We start from the raw sequence: 17460 nt of genomic DNA on the forward strand, positions 1-17460 counted from the left end.
CCGCCGGTCTTCCGGGCTTCCCCGGTCTGATTCCAGACTATTGCCGGTCATAGTCGCCCTCGTCGATGACGACATGGATAGCCGCTTCTTCGGCGGAGGCGGCACCGTTGTCGATGCCGATGTCGGAGGCCCAGAAGTCGGAGGATGGGTCTGGGTTGCCGGGTTCGGTCCAGATCAGCCGTCCAGCGCGTACCGATCCGACCTGGTCGTCAAGGATCTCGCCGTCCGTGCCGATGATGTCGCCGATCCCGTCGCCCATCGGCTCTTCGGGTTCGTACTCCGGCACCTCACGCGCCAAGCGAGCCGCCAGCGGCTCCCGGGCACGTGCTTCGCGTGCAGTGAATCCCCACGACAGTTCGGATGACCGCCGCTCCGGTGGAGAGTATCCCGGGCCGTCGTCATCGGAGTCTTCGCCGAGAAGATCCGAGTCCAGGCTCTCATCCGGCGGAAGCAGATCGAACTCGATGTCCTGCCCACTGAACGATCCGTCAGTCATGATGGGTTCCCTTTCTTTCCCCTGACGCCTGGTCTCTCGGCGTCGCGAGCAGACTCTTCACCACCGGGCGATACCACCGGCACGGAGCCTTGTGCGAGCTTCAGCCTCGTCCACACGTTCATGTTGATGACGACGGCTGCGATCTCCGCGATCTCACGCTCATCGAAGAACACCGTCAGCCCTTGATGCATCTCATCGAAGTGCTCGTGCTCGTAACGTGTCAGCGCTTCGCAGTACGCCAGTGCGAGTGCTTCGGAACCGGAGAACATCGTGCTCTGCCGCCAACTCGCCAGGTGCGCCACCATCGCCGCGCCGATTCCTACTTCCACGGCGATACGCGTGTGCAGGATCAGGCAGTACGAGCACGGATTGATCTGAGCAACCCGCAATCGGAGAAGGGCAGCGAGGCGATCACCGATCGACAACTTCGCCGTGTACCCGAACCCCGCAGCCATCTGCTTCGCAAGTTCGTGGAAGTCAGAGAGATCCGGGTCAAAGCGCACATTCTCGAAATCGATCTGCTCTGATATCACGATCTCTCCTCACCGTAGGGCACGGTTCGCTGGCTTGCCGGAGTTCCGACGCCTCCTCCGACGGTAGATCCGCTTCTCTGCCCTGTGTGGCCTGCCCCTGCAGAGAGCTGTCTTCTCCCTGCAACCGCCCGCTCCGCTTCCGAACGCCGCAGGTCGCGGACATTACGCTGCACAGCCAGGCCACCTGGACAGCACCCGGCTCCGTATCGTGACCCGAAGGGGCGTGCTGCCCGCCGTGAAGAGAGAGAAGACGATGCCGACCTCGAGAGTGATCCTCGCCAGCGGCTGCTTCTGGGGAGCCCAGGAGCTCTTCCGCTCACTCCCGGGCGTCGTGAGCACCCGCGTCGGATACTCCGGCGACGACGACACCCCCAACGCAACCTACCGGGATCACGGGGATCACGCAGAAGCCCTCGAAGTGATCTATGACCCCTCGATCATCCGATTCCAGATACTGCTGGAGTTCTTCTTTCAGATTCACGATCCCACCACTCGGAACCGTCAGGGAAACGACATCGGGCGCAGTTACCGATCAGCGATCTTCACGACGACCGAGGGACAGAGGAAGGTCGCCTTCCACGTGATCGAAGCGATCAACGCTTCCGGCCGCTGGCCAGGAAAAGTCGTGACAGAGGTGGGCGAAGCCGGCCCGTTCTGGGAGGCCGAACCCGAACACCAGGACTACCTGCAGAAGCACCCCAATGGATACTCGTGCCATTTCATCCGACCCGACTGGGTACTACCGGGCCGCTGACCGAGATCTCGCGATAGGAGACACATGAAACATCCCGACGGAATGATCGGCTTGACCGCGACCGACGCCGACACTGACCTCCCGGCTGCATCCTCGGACGCAGTCGAAGACTTCGTCATCACTGAGAACGTCGAGTCCGAGCTGTACGAAGCGACCGTGAACGGCAAGCTCGCCGCCGGCCTGCTCTACAGCAGAACCGGCGACCGGGTGCTTCTGCTCGCGACGTCCGTGTTCCCCGAGTTCCGCGGAAAGGGAGTCGCGGCGCGACTCCTTGGAGGCGTCCTCAACAGTCTCCGCGAGGACAAGAAGACCGCGACGGTCTCGTGCCCCTTCGCCGCCGCGTACATCCGCGCTCATCCGGAGTATGCGGATGTCGTCGACACGCGGTTCCCTGGCAACCCCCACGGACACCACCACTGATCGTCATACGCACAAGAGGAGAACCCACATGGCAACCGTCGAACTGACCGAGGACAACTTCGAGGTCACGATCAATCAGAACGACATCGTTCTCGTCGACTTCTGGGCGGACTGGTGCGCACCATGCCATCAGTTTGCGCCGGTCTTCGAGAAGTCGTCGCAAGACAATCCCGACATCGTCCACGCGAAGCTCGACACGGAGTCGGAGCAGCGCATCACTGCGGCGGCCCAAATCACCGCGATTCCCACTCTGCTCGCCTTCCGCCAGGGGTTGCTCGTCTTCAGCCAGGCCGGCGCCCTACCGCCCACTGCCCTAGCCGAAGTGGTAGAGAACGTCAGAGGACTCGACATGGACGAGGTCAGGAAGGACCTCGACTCCGATGGCGGCTCGGCCAAGGATGATCGCTGATGTCCACCTTGCATGGAGCACGCCCCTACATGGACAAGGCCGTCCCAGAAGCATGGGAAGCCGCGTCTGCGTTCGCGACCGCTGTGTCTGAAGCCGCATCGCAACGCGGACTCACTCCCGCCGAGAGCGAGTTGATCAAGGTTCGGGCGTCGCAGTTGAACGGATGCGTCTTCTGCCTCGATCTGCATTCGCGGCAGGCAAGGCGCGCAGGCGTCAATCAGCAACTACTCGACATCTTGGCCGCCTGGCGCGAGTCGCCACTGTTCAGCGATCGAGAGCGCGCCTTGCTCGCGATCGCTGAAGCAGCCACCCGGCTCCCCCTCGACGCCGCCGTGAATGTCGAGCTCGCGCAGGCCCGAAGCACCCTCTCCGAGGCGGAGTTCGCGGCCGCGGAGTGGGTCGCCGCGGCCATCAACATGTTCAATCGGATCTCGATCCTCAGCGAACATCGCGTGCGACCACGCGACTCGGAAGGCAAGCTGAGCTGACGGTGTGCCGTGCGCAGCGTGGCCGCTACGCCAGAGGACGCGTTCGAGGCCGCGCACGACTTGCCGGCCACTCAACCGATCAGGTTCACGCCCCCCTACGCAGCGGTTCAAGCGCCAGGAGATATCGCGGCCATAGAGATGGTGCGTACGGTCCCGTCAAGCCGTACCGTGTTCCGGCACGCGAAGATACTCAACGTCGTTGAGGGCTCCTGCGCCCTAGAGACTGCTGAGAGCATGCACGTCCTGCGTCCTGGCATGTCTCTTGCCCTCGGCACCGGCAAATGGTGCCGCGTGCGCCCATCCCCGTCCGTACGCATCTGGGCCATCTACGCCGACGAGCAGTTCTGGCGCACCCAGATGGCATGGTTCCTCCCTGACGCAGAACGAGTGATCGCAGGAGTACACCCCCTCGAGTGGGACGGCCGCGCAATCGTCCTTGCGCCAGGTATCGCTGTGCTGCGGCATGTCGAGCCGATATGGCGACAGATGAGCGTACTGCGCAGCGGGACCCACTCGCCCGAAGTCGTCGCGACTCACACTCTCGAGCTTCTCGCACGATGGATGAGGCTGATACTGCCGACTTTTCTGGACGAAGCGCCGGACACCCTCACGACACCGTGGACACCCATCAATGGACGACTGACCGACACCGGATCTATTGGCTACGTCGGTCAGGCAATCCGGTTGCTTCGCGGGCGCATCGCAGAGCCGTGGACCGTTGGAGCGCTCTCACGCGAACTCTCCCTCTCACGGACCCACCTCACCCGCATGTTCGTACAGTACGCCGGCGCCGCACCAATGCGTCTACTCACTGAACTCCGGCTCACCGAATTCGCGCGGCTCATCGAAGAAACCGACATTTCCGTAATGCGTGCCGCAAGCGAAGTCGGGTGGAGCGATCCGCGCGTAGCATCCCACTGGTTTCTCCGTCGCTACGGCATCACGCCGACACAGTACCGGCGCACACCACATACGGTTCCTGAGGATCGACAAAGCCACGCTATCGCTGTCAACGACACCAGCCGGTAACCTCTGCGGACTCGTCGTATGAACCGCTCCACTCGACGCGTGTCCCACGTTTCGCCGGCGACGTCGACAGGTCTTGGACTGCCGTGTAGAACACGTCAAATACGTCGGGTTCATCGCGGAGCCTGACGGCCACAGGCCCAGTCCGTTGTCCGTCTCTCTTCTTCCTGATCCGCCCGGCGCACCTCATGGTCGCAAGGGTCAACGGCTTGTGCCGTTGGCCTCGCCGGGAGGAGGTCATTGATGGCGACGGACGAGGAGGCGCGAGCAGCGCGGGATGCGCGGCTCCAACAGCTCCATGAGCGGCTAACGGCTGCAGTCGATCAGCTCGTCTCGGGTGAGGACTGGAAGCGTGCGCTGGAGTTCGCGGCCCGGTTCCGGGCGAAGTCGTTCAACAACACGCTGCTGATCTGGGCTCAACATCTCGATCTCTACGAGGCAGGTCGCACAAGCGCGCCAGAGCCGACCTTCGTGGCCGGTTACAAGCAATGGAAGGCGCTGGGTCGCTCTCCGCTGGCAGGCGGGTCGATGCAGATCTTCGCCCCGCTGATGGCGCGGTTCGCGTCCTCGACACCGCAGAACCCCGGATCATGGCGCCGCCTGGACAGGTACGAGAAGCCGAAGCCCGGAGAAACGGTCCGGTCGAAGATGGTCCGCGCGATTCCGGTGCGTGTCTGGGACGTCTCGATGACCGACGGCCCGCCGATCCCTGAACGCCCGGCGCCGACGCTGATGGAAGGCCAGGCACCGGACGGCTTATGGGAAGGGCTATCGGCACTGGTGGCGGCCGAGGGCTTCGCGGTGCTGCGGGTCGAGCACGAGGGGATGATCCACGGCGCGAACGGCCTGACCGACTTCCAGGCGCGCACGGTCGCGGTGCGGACGAACATGGACGACGCCGCGCAGGTGAAGACCCTCGCGCACGAGCTCGCGCATGTGATGCTGCACGGCCCCGACAGCCCGGATGCGACCGGGCATCGAGGCGTCGGCGAGGTCGAGGCCGAGTCCGTGGCGCTGATGATCGGCGCCGCGCATGGCATGGACACCACCGCCTACACGATCCCGTATGTTTCGGGCTGGGCGGGCACGGTCAAGGACAAGGACCCGGCCGAGGTTGTGCAGGCCACCGGCGAGCGTGTCCGCAAGGTCGCCGTGACGATTCTCGACGCGCTACCCACCGTTCAGGTCGGCACGGGCGACCCGCCCGGCCTGTCCCGTGAGTCGACTGGGACTTCGCGTGTGGCTGGCTCTAAGCGGATCGCACCCCAGTCGGTGCCGGGCGAGTCGGCGCGTTCGTCGCGTCCTGCGGACGTCGCGGTGAGGAGCCTGTGATGAGCGTCGCCAGCGTCCTCTCCTCGGTGTCGACCCTTCCATTGCCACAGGCCGCCGCGCTGCTCGCGGCTGCTGGGGTGCCTGTGTTGCCGTGCGTGCCGGGCGCGAAGAACCCGCTGTTGAAGCCCGATGAGGAGAACCCGGAAGCGCAGCCCGGCGGGTTCCACGCGGCAACCATCGATGCCCGTCAGGTGGCGGCGTGGTGGCGGCGGTGGCCGTCCGCGAACATTGGCATCCCGACCGGCGCTGTCTCCGGGGTCGTGGTCGTCGATGTGGATCGCAAGCCCGGCGGTGACGGGTTCGCGGCGTTCGAGCGCTCCCGCCGTGCCGGCCTGGTGCCGGGATGGCTGGCCGCGGTCAGGTCGGCGTCGGGCGGGGCGCACTTCTACTTCCCATCCGACCCGGACCGGCCGCAGCGGTCGTGGCAGGCGGCGAAGGCGCATGTGGACTTCCGCGGCGACGGCGGCTACATCATCGTCCCGCCCTCGGCCGTGACAGGCGCCGGCTCCTACGAGTTCGTCGCCGGTGCCGACCGTGCGCCCGCACCGGTCGATGCGGCTCGGCTGCGGGACTTCCTCGACCCGCGCCCGGAGCCTGCCCCGCACCAGGTACGCGGCCCGATCCGGTCGGAAGATGCCACACGGCTGGCCGCGTGGGTCGGGATGCGCGCCGAGGGCGAGCGCAACCGCGGCCTGTTCTGGGCATCGTGCCGTCTCGCGGAGGCAGGCATGTCGCTGCCGGAGATGGTCGACGCGCTTGCCCCGGCCGGCGAACGAGTCGGCCTTGCGCCGCGAGAGGTCGAGACCACGATCCGTTCTGCGTACCGCGTCGCGCACGCCCGGCCCGCATCCGTCGTCGGGCAGGGCGATGCGCCGCAACGGCCGGTGCGGCTCACGGGGCAGGTGCTCTTATGAGTACCGCGGTACGGACGCGGGGCGGCGGGGTCGCGGTCGTGACGGCCTTGGCCGGGACGGTGTTCATCGCGGCCGGCGCGTTCTGGCTCTCGTTCACCGCCCTCGCGGACCTCGCTCGCCGCTCGGGCGTGGATGCCGGGCAGGCCTGGGCGTGGCCGCTCATCGTCGACGGGATCATCGTCGTCGCGACGGTCGCTGTCGTCGCCCTCGCGAGCCAGCGGTCGGCTTGGTACCCGTGGCTGCTGCTCGCGGCCGGTGCGCTGGTGTCGGTGACGGCGAACGCGATCCACGCCGTCGTCGCGGCCGACGCCGACGTGCCCAGCGTGCTCGCCGCGTGTGTGGCGGCGGTACCGCCGATGGTGCTGCTGGCGATCACGCACCTCACCGTGATCCTCACCCGCCCCCTTCCCGCGAGCATCGAGCCCGCCGAGGAGCCTGCGCCTGATGAGCGCGTGCCTGATGCTGCGCCAGCGCCGCTGGCGGTCGGACCGGTGCGCCAGGCGAGCCGGGAGCTCGCAGCGCGCCTGCGCGAGGAGGAGGGCTGGTCGAACAAGGCCATCGCCCGGCGCCTGGGCGTGCACCCCTCCACCGTGGGTCGCTGGTTCACGGCCCCGCCCGCACTGACGAGGCCTGAGGAGAAGGAGACGCCATGAACGACGACCAGCACACGACCGCCCTGCACGAGCGCGTCGAACGCGCCCCGGACTGGCCGGAGCGCGACGAGACGCCGCGGGAGGGCGAGACCTCGGCGCTCGCCCGGCACCGCGACCCGTCGCTGACCAAAGACACCACGGAGGCGGCGAAGAAGCAACGGCCGGGCGTGGAGTGGGTGCGCCCGACCGACCTGATGGTCTCCCGCTCGGCCAGGGTTGCGGGACGGGGTATCGACTTCCAGGCTGAGCTCGCCCGCCGCTCCCGCCGGGTTCCCGGCCAGGCGTACCGGGCAGCGCGCACCGGGGCGCGCACTGGTGTTCGGTTCGTGAGCGAGCGTGCCCGGAAGCTGCCGCCCGTGACGGCGTTCGGCCGCGGGTCCGGGGAGCACTACTCCTGGGTGTCTCGCTCCGGGATCGGGCTCGGGTAACCATGTTCGCCCCCGGCGCGACGGCGCGAAACCAAGCCGCTGGGGGCCGTGTGCGCACCTGCCTGTCAGGAGGTGCCGTCATGGAGACTGCCACGGCCCGCAAACGGCGGGAACGATTCGACGATTCGGAAGCGCTGCGCGCCCTGCTCACCCGCCTCCACGAGGCGGGGCGCGGAGCGTGGCGCCATGACCCCGAGGCCGCTGCGCTCATGGAGCACGCGGCGAGCAAGTACGCGGCGCTGGCCCGCAAACACGGACTGGACCCGTGGGAGGCGGCGTCCGCGGCATTCGAGGCGATGCGCGGTGCCGCGACCCGCCGGGCGGAGGACCCGTGGGCGGTGATCACGCGGGCGGTGCAGGTGACGTGCACCGCGGAGGAGCGCGGCAACGGGCTGCTGTGCTCCGTTCACCAGGCCCGCCGTCCCCGCTACTCGGTGTTCCACGATGCGGAGCGGTTCAGCGATCGGGAGAACCCGCTGCCCGACTACCACCCCGCGTTCCGGTTCGACCCATTCACCGACGACGAGCCCGACGACGAGGACCCGGCGCCCGAGCGAGCGGTGAACGTGACCGCCGCCATCGAGGACACCATCGCGTTCCTCACCCGGGTCGGGTGGGAGCCAGAGACCGCGCGGGCCGCGGTCGAGTACGTCACTGCCCGGCTCACGGAGGCGTCCTCGCGGGCGTCGGCGTTCGAGGTGCTGCGCCGAGACCGGCAAGCCCGCGCCCTCCTCGACCTCCCCGGCGCATCCTGGACGGCGCTGCTGCGGGCCGTGCTCGGCGTTCCCGACCCGGCACTCGCGCACACGAACGCCGGCCGCGGAATGCTCCGCCGCCTGCTGATCGGCCAGCCGCTGCGCGCACTCCTCACAGACGACGATCTCGTGATCACCGCCGGGCTCGCCGCACCCAGATTCGATGCCGGGAGCGGCGGGCGATGAGCACGCCGCTGGAAGGCCGAATCGAGCTGGAGCGCGCCGTCGATTCGATCGTCGTCGGCGCGCGGCACAGGCACGACCACGGCGACCTGATCCCGCTGGTCGAGTCGATACGCCGCCACGGGCTGCTGCAGCCGATCACGGTCACCCTCGACGGGCACCTGATCTGCGGAGCCCGACGGCTCGCGGCGATCAAGCTGCTCGGCATCAAAACCGTCAACGTGTGGGTACGCTCCGGCGTCTCCGACCGGCTCGGGCAGCTCCTCGCGGAGCAGGACGACAACCAGCTCCACAAGCCCCTCACCCAGCTCGAAGCCGCCGCCCTCTACCGCGAGCTGAAGGCCCTGCTGGCCGAGGACGCCGCGCGCCGACAGGAGGCCACCCGGTTCCAGGCGTCCGCCGACGACGCAGAAGACGGTGGTGCCAATTTGGCACCACCGCAGATCGAGCAGGGCAAGACCCGTGCGCAGGCTGCTCGGATGGTCACTGGCCGCGCCTCCTACACGACGTTGGAGCGCATCGGCCGGCTGGAAGACCTCGCCGCGGACGAGTCCCAGCCCGAGGCGGTGCGGGCGCGCGCCGCGCAGGAGGTCGAGCAGATCAAGACCGGCGGCAGCGTCTATCCCTCGCATCTGCGCGTGAACGCGGAGCTGTCGCTGGCGGAGCTCGACCAGCTCGCCGCCGACCCTGCCCAGCCCGCCGAGCTGCGCGAGCAGGCCCGCACCGAAGCGGATGCGGTGCGGGCGGCGGAGCGGGAGGCGAAGGCTGCGGAGCTGGAGCAGTTGGCGCAGGCCGCGCTCGCCCGCGTCAAGGCCGCCAAGACCGGCAGGAAGGCGAAGCGGCCCGCGCTGACGGCGGTGGAGCCGGGTGTCCCGGTGCCGTTCCCGCTGAGCGTGTTCACCGCGACGTGGGACGACATGGCCTCGTGGTGGGAGCACTACGACCCCGCCGATGTCGGCCCGGCACTCACCACCGAGCAATGGGCCCGGTTCGAGGAGACGATCGCCGGCACCGTCACGTTCGCCGATGCCGCCCGTGCCGCCCGGGAGGACCGGGCCGAGCAGACCGCCTGAACAGGGCGGGGGGCGGTGGTGCGCACCTTCCTGGCAACCACGCATCCCTGTTGCCGTCCGGGAAGGACCCCTGTTCATGGACCCCGCCGCCCCCGATGACCGTCGCCGTCGTCGCCTGCTGATCGCCGCCACCGCCGCAGGCCTCGCCCTGCTGATCCTCGTCGGCGTCGGCATCTACGGACTCGTCCACGGCCCCGCCGCGGCCGACCCGGCGTCGAGCGAACGCCCGTCTACCACGGCTGCGCCTGTGACGCCCGGCCCGATGCCGGGCGGTGAGCTGGAGTCGCTCCGGCAGAACCTCGGCCCGGAAGCGTTCGCCCGCGCGGTCGCGACCGCCCTGTTCACCTGGGACACCACGACCGGGCACACGCCCTCGGACTATGCGCAGGTGCTCGCGGATGCCGCCCACGGTTCCGAGGCGGATGCGTTCGTGGGCGACGTGCGCGCCTACCTGCCTTCTGTGGAGGCGTGGGCGCAGCTGCGACAGTATGCGACGCGCCAGTGGCTCACCATCGACGAGGTGTTCATCCCGGAGGCGTGGGAGACCGCCGTCGACCAGGCCGCGCCCGGCCAGATCCCGGCCGGGGCGATCGCCTACACCTTCGAGGGCACGAGGCACCGCGACGGCACCTGGGGCACGACGCCGGTGGAGGCGTCCCGCCCGGTCGCGTTCACCGTGTTCCTCGTCTGCAACCCGCCCACGCCCGGCCACGGCGCGGCATCAGGTTCGTGCGAGGTGCTGCGGCTGTCCGAGCTCGACAACCCGCTGCACTAGCCGGGAGCGTCGTGATGAAGAAGCTCGCCGTCCTCGCCCTCACCCTGCTGCTCATCGGGCCCTCCACGGCCCTGCTGGGCGTCGCCGCGCTCGGCGGCACCTCCGCGACCGCCGCCGTCTGCACGCCCGGCTCACTCGCGGTCGGCCCGATCCCGGACTCGCTGACCACGACGACCCGAAACGGGGAGACGGTCACGCTGAACCGGCAACAGCTCACGCACGCGGCGACGATCATCACGGTCGGCGGGCAGACCGCCGGCGTCGGCCGCGACGGTGTGCTCATCGCGCTCATGGCCGCCCTCACCGAATCCACCCTGCGGATGCTCGCCAACACCAGCGCCTACCCCGAGTCGGCGAACTATCCGAACGACGGCAACGGTTCTGATCATGACTCGCTCGGCCTGTTCCAGATGCGCCCCGCCAGCGGCTGGGGCACGGTCGCCGAGCTCATGGACTCGGCTTACCAGGCCAGGGCGTTCTACGGCGGCGAGTCCGGCCCGAACTACCCGTCCCCGCGGGGGCTGCTCGACATCCCCGGCTGGCAGCAGCTCGACCCCGGCGAGGCCGCCCAGGCCGTCGAGGTCAGCGCCTACCCGGACAGGTATCAGAACTACCAGCCAGTCGCGCAGGCGATCCTCGACGCCCTCACCCGCCCCGCGCCCTCCGGCAACGGCGGCGGGGATGAGACACCGGTCGTGCCCGAGACGACCAGGATCGTGTTCCCGCTTCCCGAGGGAACCTGGGTGCGGACGAGCCCGTTCGGGTGGCGCAACGACCCGATCACCGGGGAACGACGCTTCCACGCAGGCTCGGACTTCGCCGCCCCCGACGGCACCCCGATCTACGCCGTCGCCGATGGCGTCGTGGTGCGCGCGAACTACACCGACGCAGGCGGCGGGATCATCGTCATCGAGCACACCGTCGGCGGGCAGCGGGTCGCGTCGATGTATGTGCACATGTGGCAGCACGGCATCCACGTCGCCGACGGCGACACCGTGACCGCGGGCCAGCACATCGGAGACGTCGGCTCCTCCGGCCACTCGACCGGCCCGCACCTCCACCTGCAGATCCACCCCGGCGGCGCCGGAGCGGACCCGGTGGACTCCGACGCCTGGCTCACCGAACACGGTGCCGGAGGGATTGCGGGCGGCGATGCCGCCCCCGCCCTGTGCACTGCCGGGGGCGCGTGATGGACGTGTTCCCCGACTTCGGCGGCGTGGGCGGCGCCGCAGACCTGCGCTCCATCGTCGGCGCGCTGCTGATGTTCGTGCTCGTCACCGCGGTGCTCATGCTCATCGTCTGCGCCATCATCTGGGCGATCAGCGGAGCCTCCGGCAACTACCAGGCAGCGACCAAGGCCCGCACCGGCCTGCTTGTCGCGGTCGGCGCCGCCGCGCTATCCGGTGCCGGCGTTGCCTGGCTCAACTTCCTGCTGGACGTCGGCACCCGGCTCTGACCGTCCTTGCCTGTGCGGCTGGGAGCGAGTGCGCACCTGACCGTCGAGAACCCCGTCTCGACCAGTCAAGGGAGCACAACCGTGATCGACATCGACCCCAACAGCTCGGGCCTTCCGGGCATCGAGCAGCTGCGCATCATCGTCGGCGCCGTCATGACGGTGGGCCTGATCCTCTCCGTCCTCGCCCTGATCGTCTCCGCGATCGTCTGGGGTCTCGGATCGAACAGCAGCAACCCCCACCTCGCCAGCCGCGGCAAGGTCGGCGTCCTCGTGAGCTGCGGGGCGGCGATCATCTGCGGCGCGGCGGTGACGCTGGTGAACTTCTTCTGGGGCGTCGGGCAGGCCGTCTAATGACGACCCGACATGACTTCCGACGGCGGGGGTGGGCGCGGTGAGCGTCTGCGACGTCCCGGTCATCTCCTCCGTCTGTGACGCCGTGGGCGAGGGCACCGCCTCCCTGATCGCGGCCCCGTTCGACTGGCTGGCTCAGGCGATGGCGGGGGCGGCGGCGTGGCTGTTCGAGGCCGTGTGGTGGGTGTTCGACACCACGACCCTCGTCGACGTCACGAGCGCCGAGTACGTCGGCGTCTACAACGTCCTCTTCGGCGTCGCCGTGTTCGTGATGCTGATCTTCTTCTGCCTCCAGCTCATCACCGGCCTGGTCCACCGCGACCCGACCGCCTTGTCCCGTGCCGCGCTCGGCCTCGCCAAGTCCGTCCTCGGCTCGTTTCTCGTCATCACGCTGACGGCGCTGCTGTTGGAGGTGACCGATCAGCTCGCGGTCGGGATCGTGCAGGCCACCGGGAACACGATGGAAGGGATGGGGACCCAGATCGGGCTCCTCGCCGTCGCCCTCGGCGCCATCAACATCGGCGGCCCTGGCGTCGGGGCGATCCTCACGATCTTCTTCGCCGGCCTAGCCATATCGGCGGCGGCGATTGTGTGGTTCTCCCTGCTGATCCGCAAGGCGCTGCTGCTGGTGGCGGTCGTGTTCGGCCCGGTCGCCCTGGCCGGGGCGACGTGGGATGCGACGAAGGGCTGGTTCGCCAAGTGGGCGGCGTTCGTGATCGCCCTGATCTTCTCCAAGCTCGTCCTCGTCGTGATCTTCCTCGTCGCGATCGGGCAGGTCTCGGCCCCGATCGAGGCCGACCTGGCCTCCATCTCCGACCCGATCGCGGGCGTCGTGCTGATGTTCATCGCCGCGTTCGCCCCGTACATCACCTACAAGTTCCTGTCGTTCGTGGGCTTCGACATGTACCACGCGATGTCGTCCGAGCAGGAGGCGAAGTCCGCGCTGAACCGGCCCGTGCCGGTGCCGTCCGCCCCGCAGGCCGACACGGCCAAGAAGGTCCTCGACGGCGGCACCGACCCGGGCAGCAAGCCGCCGAGTGGTGGAGGCGGCGCGGGCGGAGGCTCGACACCGCCCCCACCTCCTCCCGGTGCGTCGGCTGCGGCCCCGGCCAGCGCGGGAGCCGGCACGGCGGGCACCGGCGCCGCCGCATCAGCCGGAGCAGGAGCAGGGGCTGGAGCTGGAGCTGGAGCTGGAGCGGGCGCCGGAGCTGCCGGCGCTGGCGCGGCTGGTGCCGGTGCGGCCGCGGGGCCGGTCGGTGCCGCGGTGGTCGTCGGAGCCGCCGTGGTCAAGGCCGCAGCGACCGCCGGTCCGAAGGCAGGCAGAGCGGCGGGCGGCGCGGCGGACAGTCAGGCCGGCGCGGCGGCCGAGCAGGCATCCCCGCCGCCGTCGCAGGGCGCCCCGCCGCGTCCCGCACCGTCGACACCGCCTCCGGCCACGCCGCCCTCTCCCGGGCCTGGAGAGTCTTCGCCCGCGCGCCAGCGCCGGCAGGACCCGCCGCCTCCGCCGTCGTCCGCACCGGCCGGGAAGGAGTAACCGATGGTCACGAACTCGCCTAGCGACTACCCGCTGGCGCCGGTGCAGTTCTCGCGGCTCGCCAGGCGCGGCATCATGCTCGGTCTGTCCCTGCCGCAGCTCATCGTCCTCGGTATCGCGGTGCTCACGGTCGTCTTCTCCCTCTACACCGCCGACGGGATGGGCTTGGCCTGGACCGCACCCGTCTGGGGGACCTGCGCCCTGCTCGCGGTGATCCCTGCCGGGGGCCGGAAGGTGATCGAGTGGGTGCCGATCCTCGCCCGCTGGGCCGCCCGGACCTATCTCGGGCAGCTCATCTACCGGCGCCGCGTCATCAAGCCCCGCCCCGCCGGGACCCTCGCCCTGCCCGGGGATGCGGCACCGCTGCGGGAGTGGGAAGACCCCGAGACCGGCGCGGCGATGGTCCACGACCCGCACGCGCAGACCCTCACCGCGATCCTCGGCGTCTCCCACCCCGCGTTCGTGCTCCTTGATCCGGGTGAGCAGCAGCGTCGCGTCTCCGGCTGGGGCCGCGTACTGGCCGCCGCCTGCAGGTCCGGGCGGATCGCCCGCATCCAGGTGTCCGAGCGCACTCTGCCGGATTCCGGGACGGGGCTGGCGGAGTGGTGGCGCACGCACGGCACCGACGACGGCTCCTGGGCCGCGACCACGTACGCCGAGCTCATCGAGCGTGCCGGCCCCGCCGGAGAGCGCCACGCGACGACCATCTCGCTCGCGCTCGACATGAAGGCCGCCGCCCGGCAGATCAGAACGAGCGGTGGCGGGATACGCGGCGCGGCTGCGGTGCTGCGGCAGGAGATGAGCACGCTGACGACGGCGTTGCGCGCCGCGGAGCTCAGTAGCACCGGGTGGCTGACGCCGGGCGAGGTCGCCGTCGTCCTGCGCTCGGCTTACGACCCCGCCGCCGCCCCGGCGCTGGAGCGCCACGGGGACCTGGGCCGTGACCTGGCGACCGCAGGTCCGGTCGCGGTTACCGAGACCTGGGACCGGCTGCGGTCGGACTCCGCGCACCATGCGGTGCTGTGGATCACCGAGTGGCCTCGCTCGCAGGTGTATCCCGGCTTCCTCGCGCCGCTCGTGCTGTCCAACGGCATCCTGCGCACCCTCGCCCTGCACTACACCCCGGTGCGCGCCGACCAGGCCGCGCGGGACCTGCGGAAGAAGAAGACCGAGCTCATCTCCGATGCCGCCCAGCGGCGCAAGATCGGGCAGATCGACGACGCGGCCAGCAGCGCCGAGCTGGACGACGTGCTCCAGCAGGAGGCGGACCTGACTGCCGGGCACGGCGTCCTGCGCGTCTCCGGCCTCGTCTCCGTCTCTGCGCCGACCGTGGACGAGCTCGACGCGGCGGTGGCCGCGGTCGAGCAGGCGGCGATCCAAGCGTCCTGCGAGACCAGGCGGCTCGTCGGTCAGCAGGCGCAGGCATTCACCGCTGCCGCGCTGCCGTTGTGCCGGCCGGTCTGACCCGGCGCACCTGCTCACCAACCGTCACGCCTTCCTGTGAGGAGCCCCGATCATGCCGACCTTCGATGACCCGCTCGCGGACGCCGCTGAGGCGTCCGCCGCGCTGCGGGGCCTGGCCCACGCGACCCGCACGTTCGAGAGCCCCGCCGACACCCACCCGGTGATCGGAGATCTGCTCGCCGGCGTCAGGTCGCTGCGGCAAGTGCTCGACCAGCTCGCAGCCGCCCACATCAGCGCCCGCGCCAGGGCGCACGACGACGCCGGGAACCAGGCCGCCGGCGCAACCTCGGCCCTCGCAGCTGCCGATGAGCTGCACCAGGCCGGCACCCTGCTGGACACCGTGGAGTGGCGGCTGGACGCCGCCTCCCAGCACTCCGGTCGCATCGCCTGGCACCCCGCACCTGCCGTCGAGGACGGCCCGGCGAGGCGGTGGGTCAGCGTCGTGTTCCTGGAAGGCGCCGAGGCCGATGAGGTGCTGGAGCTGATCGACCGCGACGGGACGGATGCAGCGATCGAGCACCTGGCCGGGCACGACTACGGAGCGGAGACCACCCAGGCCGCGCTCGAGAACGGATACGTCTACGACGAGCCCCCGGCAGGTGTGCTCGACAAGGTGGCCACCCACGACGTCTACACGCTCACCTACAACCCCTTCCTCGGGCACGTCTCGCTGCTGCGCAAGCACGACACCGTGCCCGACCCGGCGCTCCTCGGCATCGACACCCCGGCCTCCGCACCCGCATCGGAGTCGAGGCGGGAAGCGGAACGCGCCGCGCACAAGTCCACGCGTGCAGTCGGCCCCGCGGTCAGCCGGGGGCGAGACGGGGCCGACTGGTTCACCCGCCGCCCCGGCGCCGCCTCCGCACACGGACGGGGGCTGGCGCTGTGACCGGGCAGGACGACAGCCGCCTGCACACCGCCGTGCTCGTCGGTCCCGAAGGCGAGCGGCGCCGGGCACGCAAGGCCCGCCGGCAGGCGGCGGCGAAGGTCGAGACCGATGCCCGCCAGCATCGCAAGGCACAAGCTCGGGCGAAGTGGGAGGCGGAGCAGGCTGAACGCCGCAACACGAGCTACCTGCCCGCCTCCGGCGAGGCGGGGCCCGCGGCGTTGCGGACGCCGGGCCGGTTCCGGCTCCCCAAGCACCAAGACACCTCCGCGACGCTCGCCGGCCAGTACCCCTTCCTGGCCGAGGCCGGCCTCGGCAGCCAGGGCGTCTTCGTCGGCCAGGACCTCTACAGCGGCGGATCGTTCGTCTACGACCCCTGGGTGCTCTATCAGCGCGGCCTCATCACGGCGCCGAACGTCGTGCTCGCCGGGATCGTCGGCTCCGGCAAGTCTTCCCTGGCGAAGTCGCTGTACACGCGCAGCCTGCCGTTCGGACGCAGGGTCTACGTCCCCGGCGACCCTAAGGGCGAACACACGGCTGTCGCGGAGGCGGTCGGCGGACGGGCGATCATCCTCGGCCACGGCCTTCGCAATCGTCTGAACCCGCTCGATGAGGGCCACCGGCCATCTGCCGTGTCGGATACGGAGTGGGCGATGCAGGTCGCCTCCCGCCGCCGCGACCTCATCGGCGCCCTCGCAGAGACCGTGCTGGACCGGGCGCTGTCGCCGTTGGAGCACACCGCCATCGACCTCGCCCTCCGAGACGCCGTCCGCAGCGCCGAGGTGCCGATCCTGCCGATGGTCGTCGACCGCATCCTCACCCCCAACACGGGGGACGATGAGGACGGTCGGCTCGCGGAAGACGGTCGTCTCGTCGGCCACGCGCTCCGTCGGCTTGTCGCCGGAGACCTCCAAGGCCTGTTCGACGGCCCCTCCACGGTCAGGTTCGACCCGTCGCTGCCGATGGTGTCGCTCGACCTATCGCGGGTCGCGGAGAACAGCACGCTGATCTCGGTGCTGATGACCTGCTCGTCCGCATGGATGGAGTCCGCTCTGTCCGACCCGGCGGGCGGGCAGCGATGGGTGGTCTACGACGAGGCGTGGCGGCTCATGCAGTACCCGGCGCTGCTTCGCCGCATGGACGCCCAGTGGAGGCTGGCGCGGCACTTCGGAATCGCGAACATGCTCATCTTCCACAAGCTCTCCGACCTCGACAACGTCGGCGATGCCGGGACCGCGATGCGCGCCCTCGCCTCGTCGCTGCTGGCGAATGCGGAGACCCGGATCGTGTACCGGCAGGAGCCGGACCAGCTCGGCTCCACCGCCCTCGCGCTCGGGCTCACCGGCACCGAGCAGAAGCTGCTCCCCGGCCTGGGGACCGGTCAGGGGCTCTGGCGGATCAAGGACCGCTCCTTCGTCGTGCAGCATCAGCTCCATCCCGCCGAGCTCGCCGCGTTCGACACCACCGGCCGCATGACCAGCGAACCCACGTAAGATCACGAATCCTGAAGGCAGTTGAGGCGGGAACCCA

General features: G+C 69.7%; 21 protein-coding genes. 19 read left to right on the forward strand and 2 right to left on the reverse strand.

The window, feature by feature from the left end; translation table 11 throughout:
- Positions 1–37: 37 nt before the first annotated feature.
- Together M3147_RS14700 and M3147_RS14705 are read right to left on the reverse strand one after the other, a co-directional pair.
- Complete coding sequence (locus tag M3147_RS14700) at positions 38–496, reverse strand: DUF5709 domain-containing protein (protein WP_020627589.1); 459 nt, start codon at positions 494–496, stop codon at positions 38–40.
- Positions 493–1029: a carboxymuconolactone decarboxylase family protein gene (locus M3147_RS14705; RefSeq protein WP_020627590.1), complete on the reverse strand. Its 537-nt coding sequence runs from the start codon at positions 1027–1029 to the stop codon at positions 493–495. Before M3147_RS14705 ends, M3147_RS14700 begins: the two co-directional genes overlap by 4 nt.
- A 253-nt stretch (positions 1030–1282) precedes the next feature.
- Between M3147_RS14705 and msrA the strand changes: the two genes are divergently transcribed.
- The 19 genes from msrA (at position 1283) to M3147_RS14800 (ending at position 17423) form a co-directional block, all read left to right on the forward strand.
- Complete coding sequence (gene msrA / locus M3147_RS14710; RefSeq protein ID WP_043281847.1) at positions 1283–1783, forward strand: peptide-methionine (S)-S-oxide reductase MsrA; 501 nt, start codon at positions 1283–1285, stop codon at positions 1781–1783.
- A gap of 24 nt (positions 1784–1807) precedes the next feature.
- Positions 1808–2203 carry a GNAT family N-acetyltransferase gene (locus tag M3147_RS14715; protein WP_083325287.1) on the forward strand — a complete coding sequence of 132 codons (396 nt, stop codon included), beginning with the start codon at positions 1808–1810 and terminating at the stop codon, positions 2201–2203.
- A gap of 28 nt (positions 2204–2231) precedes the next feature.
- The gene (gene trxA / locus M3147_RS14720; RefSeq protein ID WP_020627593.1) at positions 2232–2612 is read left to right on the forward strand and encodes a thioredoxin; all 381 of its coding nucleotides are present in this window, start codon (positions 2232–2234) and stop codon (positions 2610–2612) included.
- Complete coding sequence (locus tag M3147_RS14725) at positions 2612–3100, forward strand: carboxymuconolactone decarboxylase family protein (protein ID WP_020627594.1); 489 nt, start codon at positions 2612–2614, stop codon at positions 3098–3100. Before trxA ends, M3147_RS14725 begins: the two co-directional genes overlap by 1 nt.
- 234 nt (positions 3101–3334) lie before the next feature.
- A complete protein-coding gene (locus tag M3147_RS14730; protein WP_100058189.1) occupies positions 3335–4129 on the forward strand; it encodes an AraC family transcriptional regulator in 795 nt (264 codons plus the stop codon).
- A 240-nt stretch (positions 4130–4369) separates the two neighbouring features.
- Positions 4370–5458, forward strand: coding sequence for an ImmA/IrrE family metallo-endopeptidase (locus M3147_RS14735; RefSeq protein WP_070708795.1), 1089 nt, complete (start codon positions 4370–4372; stop codon positions 5456–5458).
- On the forward strand, positions 5458–6372 hold the full coding sequence (locus M3147_RS14740) for a bifunctional DNA primase/polymerase (protein ID WP_020627596.1): 915 nt from the start codon (positions 5458–5460) through the stop codon (positions 6370–6372). Before M3147_RS14735 ends, M3147_RS14740 begins: the two co-directional genes overlap by 1 nt.
- On the forward strand, positions 6369–7025 hold the full coding sequence (locus tag M3147_RS14745; RefSeq protein WP_020627597.1) for a DUF2637 domain-containing protein: 657 nt from the start codon (positions 6369–6371) through the stop codon (positions 7023–7025). The genes M3147_RS14740 and M3147_RS14745 overlap by 4 nt, the downstream gene beginning before the upstream one ends.
- The gene (locus M3147_RS14750) at positions 7022–7453 is read left to right on the forward strand and encodes a hypothetical protein (protein WP_020627598.1); all 432 of its coding nucleotides are present in this window, start codon (positions 7022–7024) and stop codon (positions 7451–7453) included. Before M3147_RS14745 ends, M3147_RS14750 begins: the two co-directional genes overlap by 4 nt.
- An 80-nt stretch (positions 7454–7533) precedes the next feature.
- Complete coding sequence (locus tag M3147_RS14755) at positions 7534–8394, forward strand: hypothetical protein (RefSeq protein ID WP_043281843.1); 861 nt, start codon at positions 7534–7536, stop codon at positions 8392–8394.
- The gene (locus tag M3147_RS14760) at positions 8391–9464 is read left to right on the forward strand and encodes a ParB N-terminal domain-containing protein (protein ID WP_020627600.1); all 1074 of its coding nucleotides are present in this window, start codon (positions 8391–8393) and stop codon (positions 9462–9464) included. The genes M3147_RS14755 and M3147_RS14760 overlap by 4 nt, the downstream gene beginning before the upstream one ends.
- 76 nt (positions 9465–9540) lie before the next feature.
- Entirely contained in the window at positions 9541–10239 is a 699-nt protein-coding gene (locus M3147_RS14765; protein WP_020627601.1) for a hypothetical protein, read from the forward strand.
- A 14-nt stretch (positions 10240–10253) separates the two neighbouring features.
- Positions 10254–11429: a M23 family metallopeptidase gene (locus tag M3147_RS14770; protein WP_020627602.1), complete on the forward strand. Its 1176-nt coding sequence runs from the start codon at positions 10254–10256 to the stop codon at positions 11427–11429.
- On the forward strand, positions 11429–11695 hold the full coding sequence (locus M3147_RS14775; protein WP_043281856.1) for a DUF6112 family protein: 267 nt from the start codon (positions 11429–11431) through the stop codon (positions 11693–11695). Before M3147_RS14770 ends, M3147_RS14775 begins: the two co-directional genes overlap by 1 nt.
- Before the next feature lie 81 nt (positions 11696–11776).
- Positions 11777–12046, forward strand: coding sequence for a DUF6112 family protein (locus tag M3147_RS14780; RefSeq protein WP_020627604.1), 270 nt, complete (start codon positions 11777–11779; stop codon positions 12044–12046).
- 40 nt (positions 12047–12086) lie between these two features.
- The gene (locus M3147_RS14785) at positions 12087–13580 is read left to right on the forward strand and encodes a conjugal transfer protein TrbL (RefSeq protein ID WP_043281858.1); all 1494 of its coding nucleotides are present in this window, start codon (positions 12087–12089) and stop codon (positions 13578–13580) included.
- Positions 13581–13583: 3 nt separating this feature from the next.
- A complete protein-coding gene (locus tag M3147_RS14790) occupies positions 13584–15044 on the forward strand; it encodes an SCO6880 family protein (RefSeq protein ID WP_020627606.1) in 1461 nt (486 codons plus the stop codon).
- Positions 15045–15096: 52 nt separating this feature from the next.
- Positions 15097–15933, forward strand: coding sequence for a hypothetical protein (locus tag M3147_RS14795; RefSeq protein ID WP_070708980.1), 837 nt, complete (start codon positions 15097–15099; stop codon positions 15931–15933).
- On the forward strand, positions 15930–17423 hold the full coding sequence (locus M3147_RS14800) for an ATP-binding protein (protein ID WP_070708981.1): 1494 nt from the start codon (positions 15930–15932) through the stop codon (positions 17421–17423). Before M3147_RS14795 ends, M3147_RS14800 begins: the two co-directional genes overlap by 4 nt.
- Positions 17424–17460: the final 37 nt, after the last annotated feature.

The sequence above is a fragment of the Agromyces mediolanus genome, from assembly GCF_023715325.1.
Taxonomy (GTDB): domain Bacteria; phylum Actinomycetota; class Actinomycetes; order Actinomycetales; family Microbacteriaceae; genus Agromyces; species Agromyces mediolanus_A.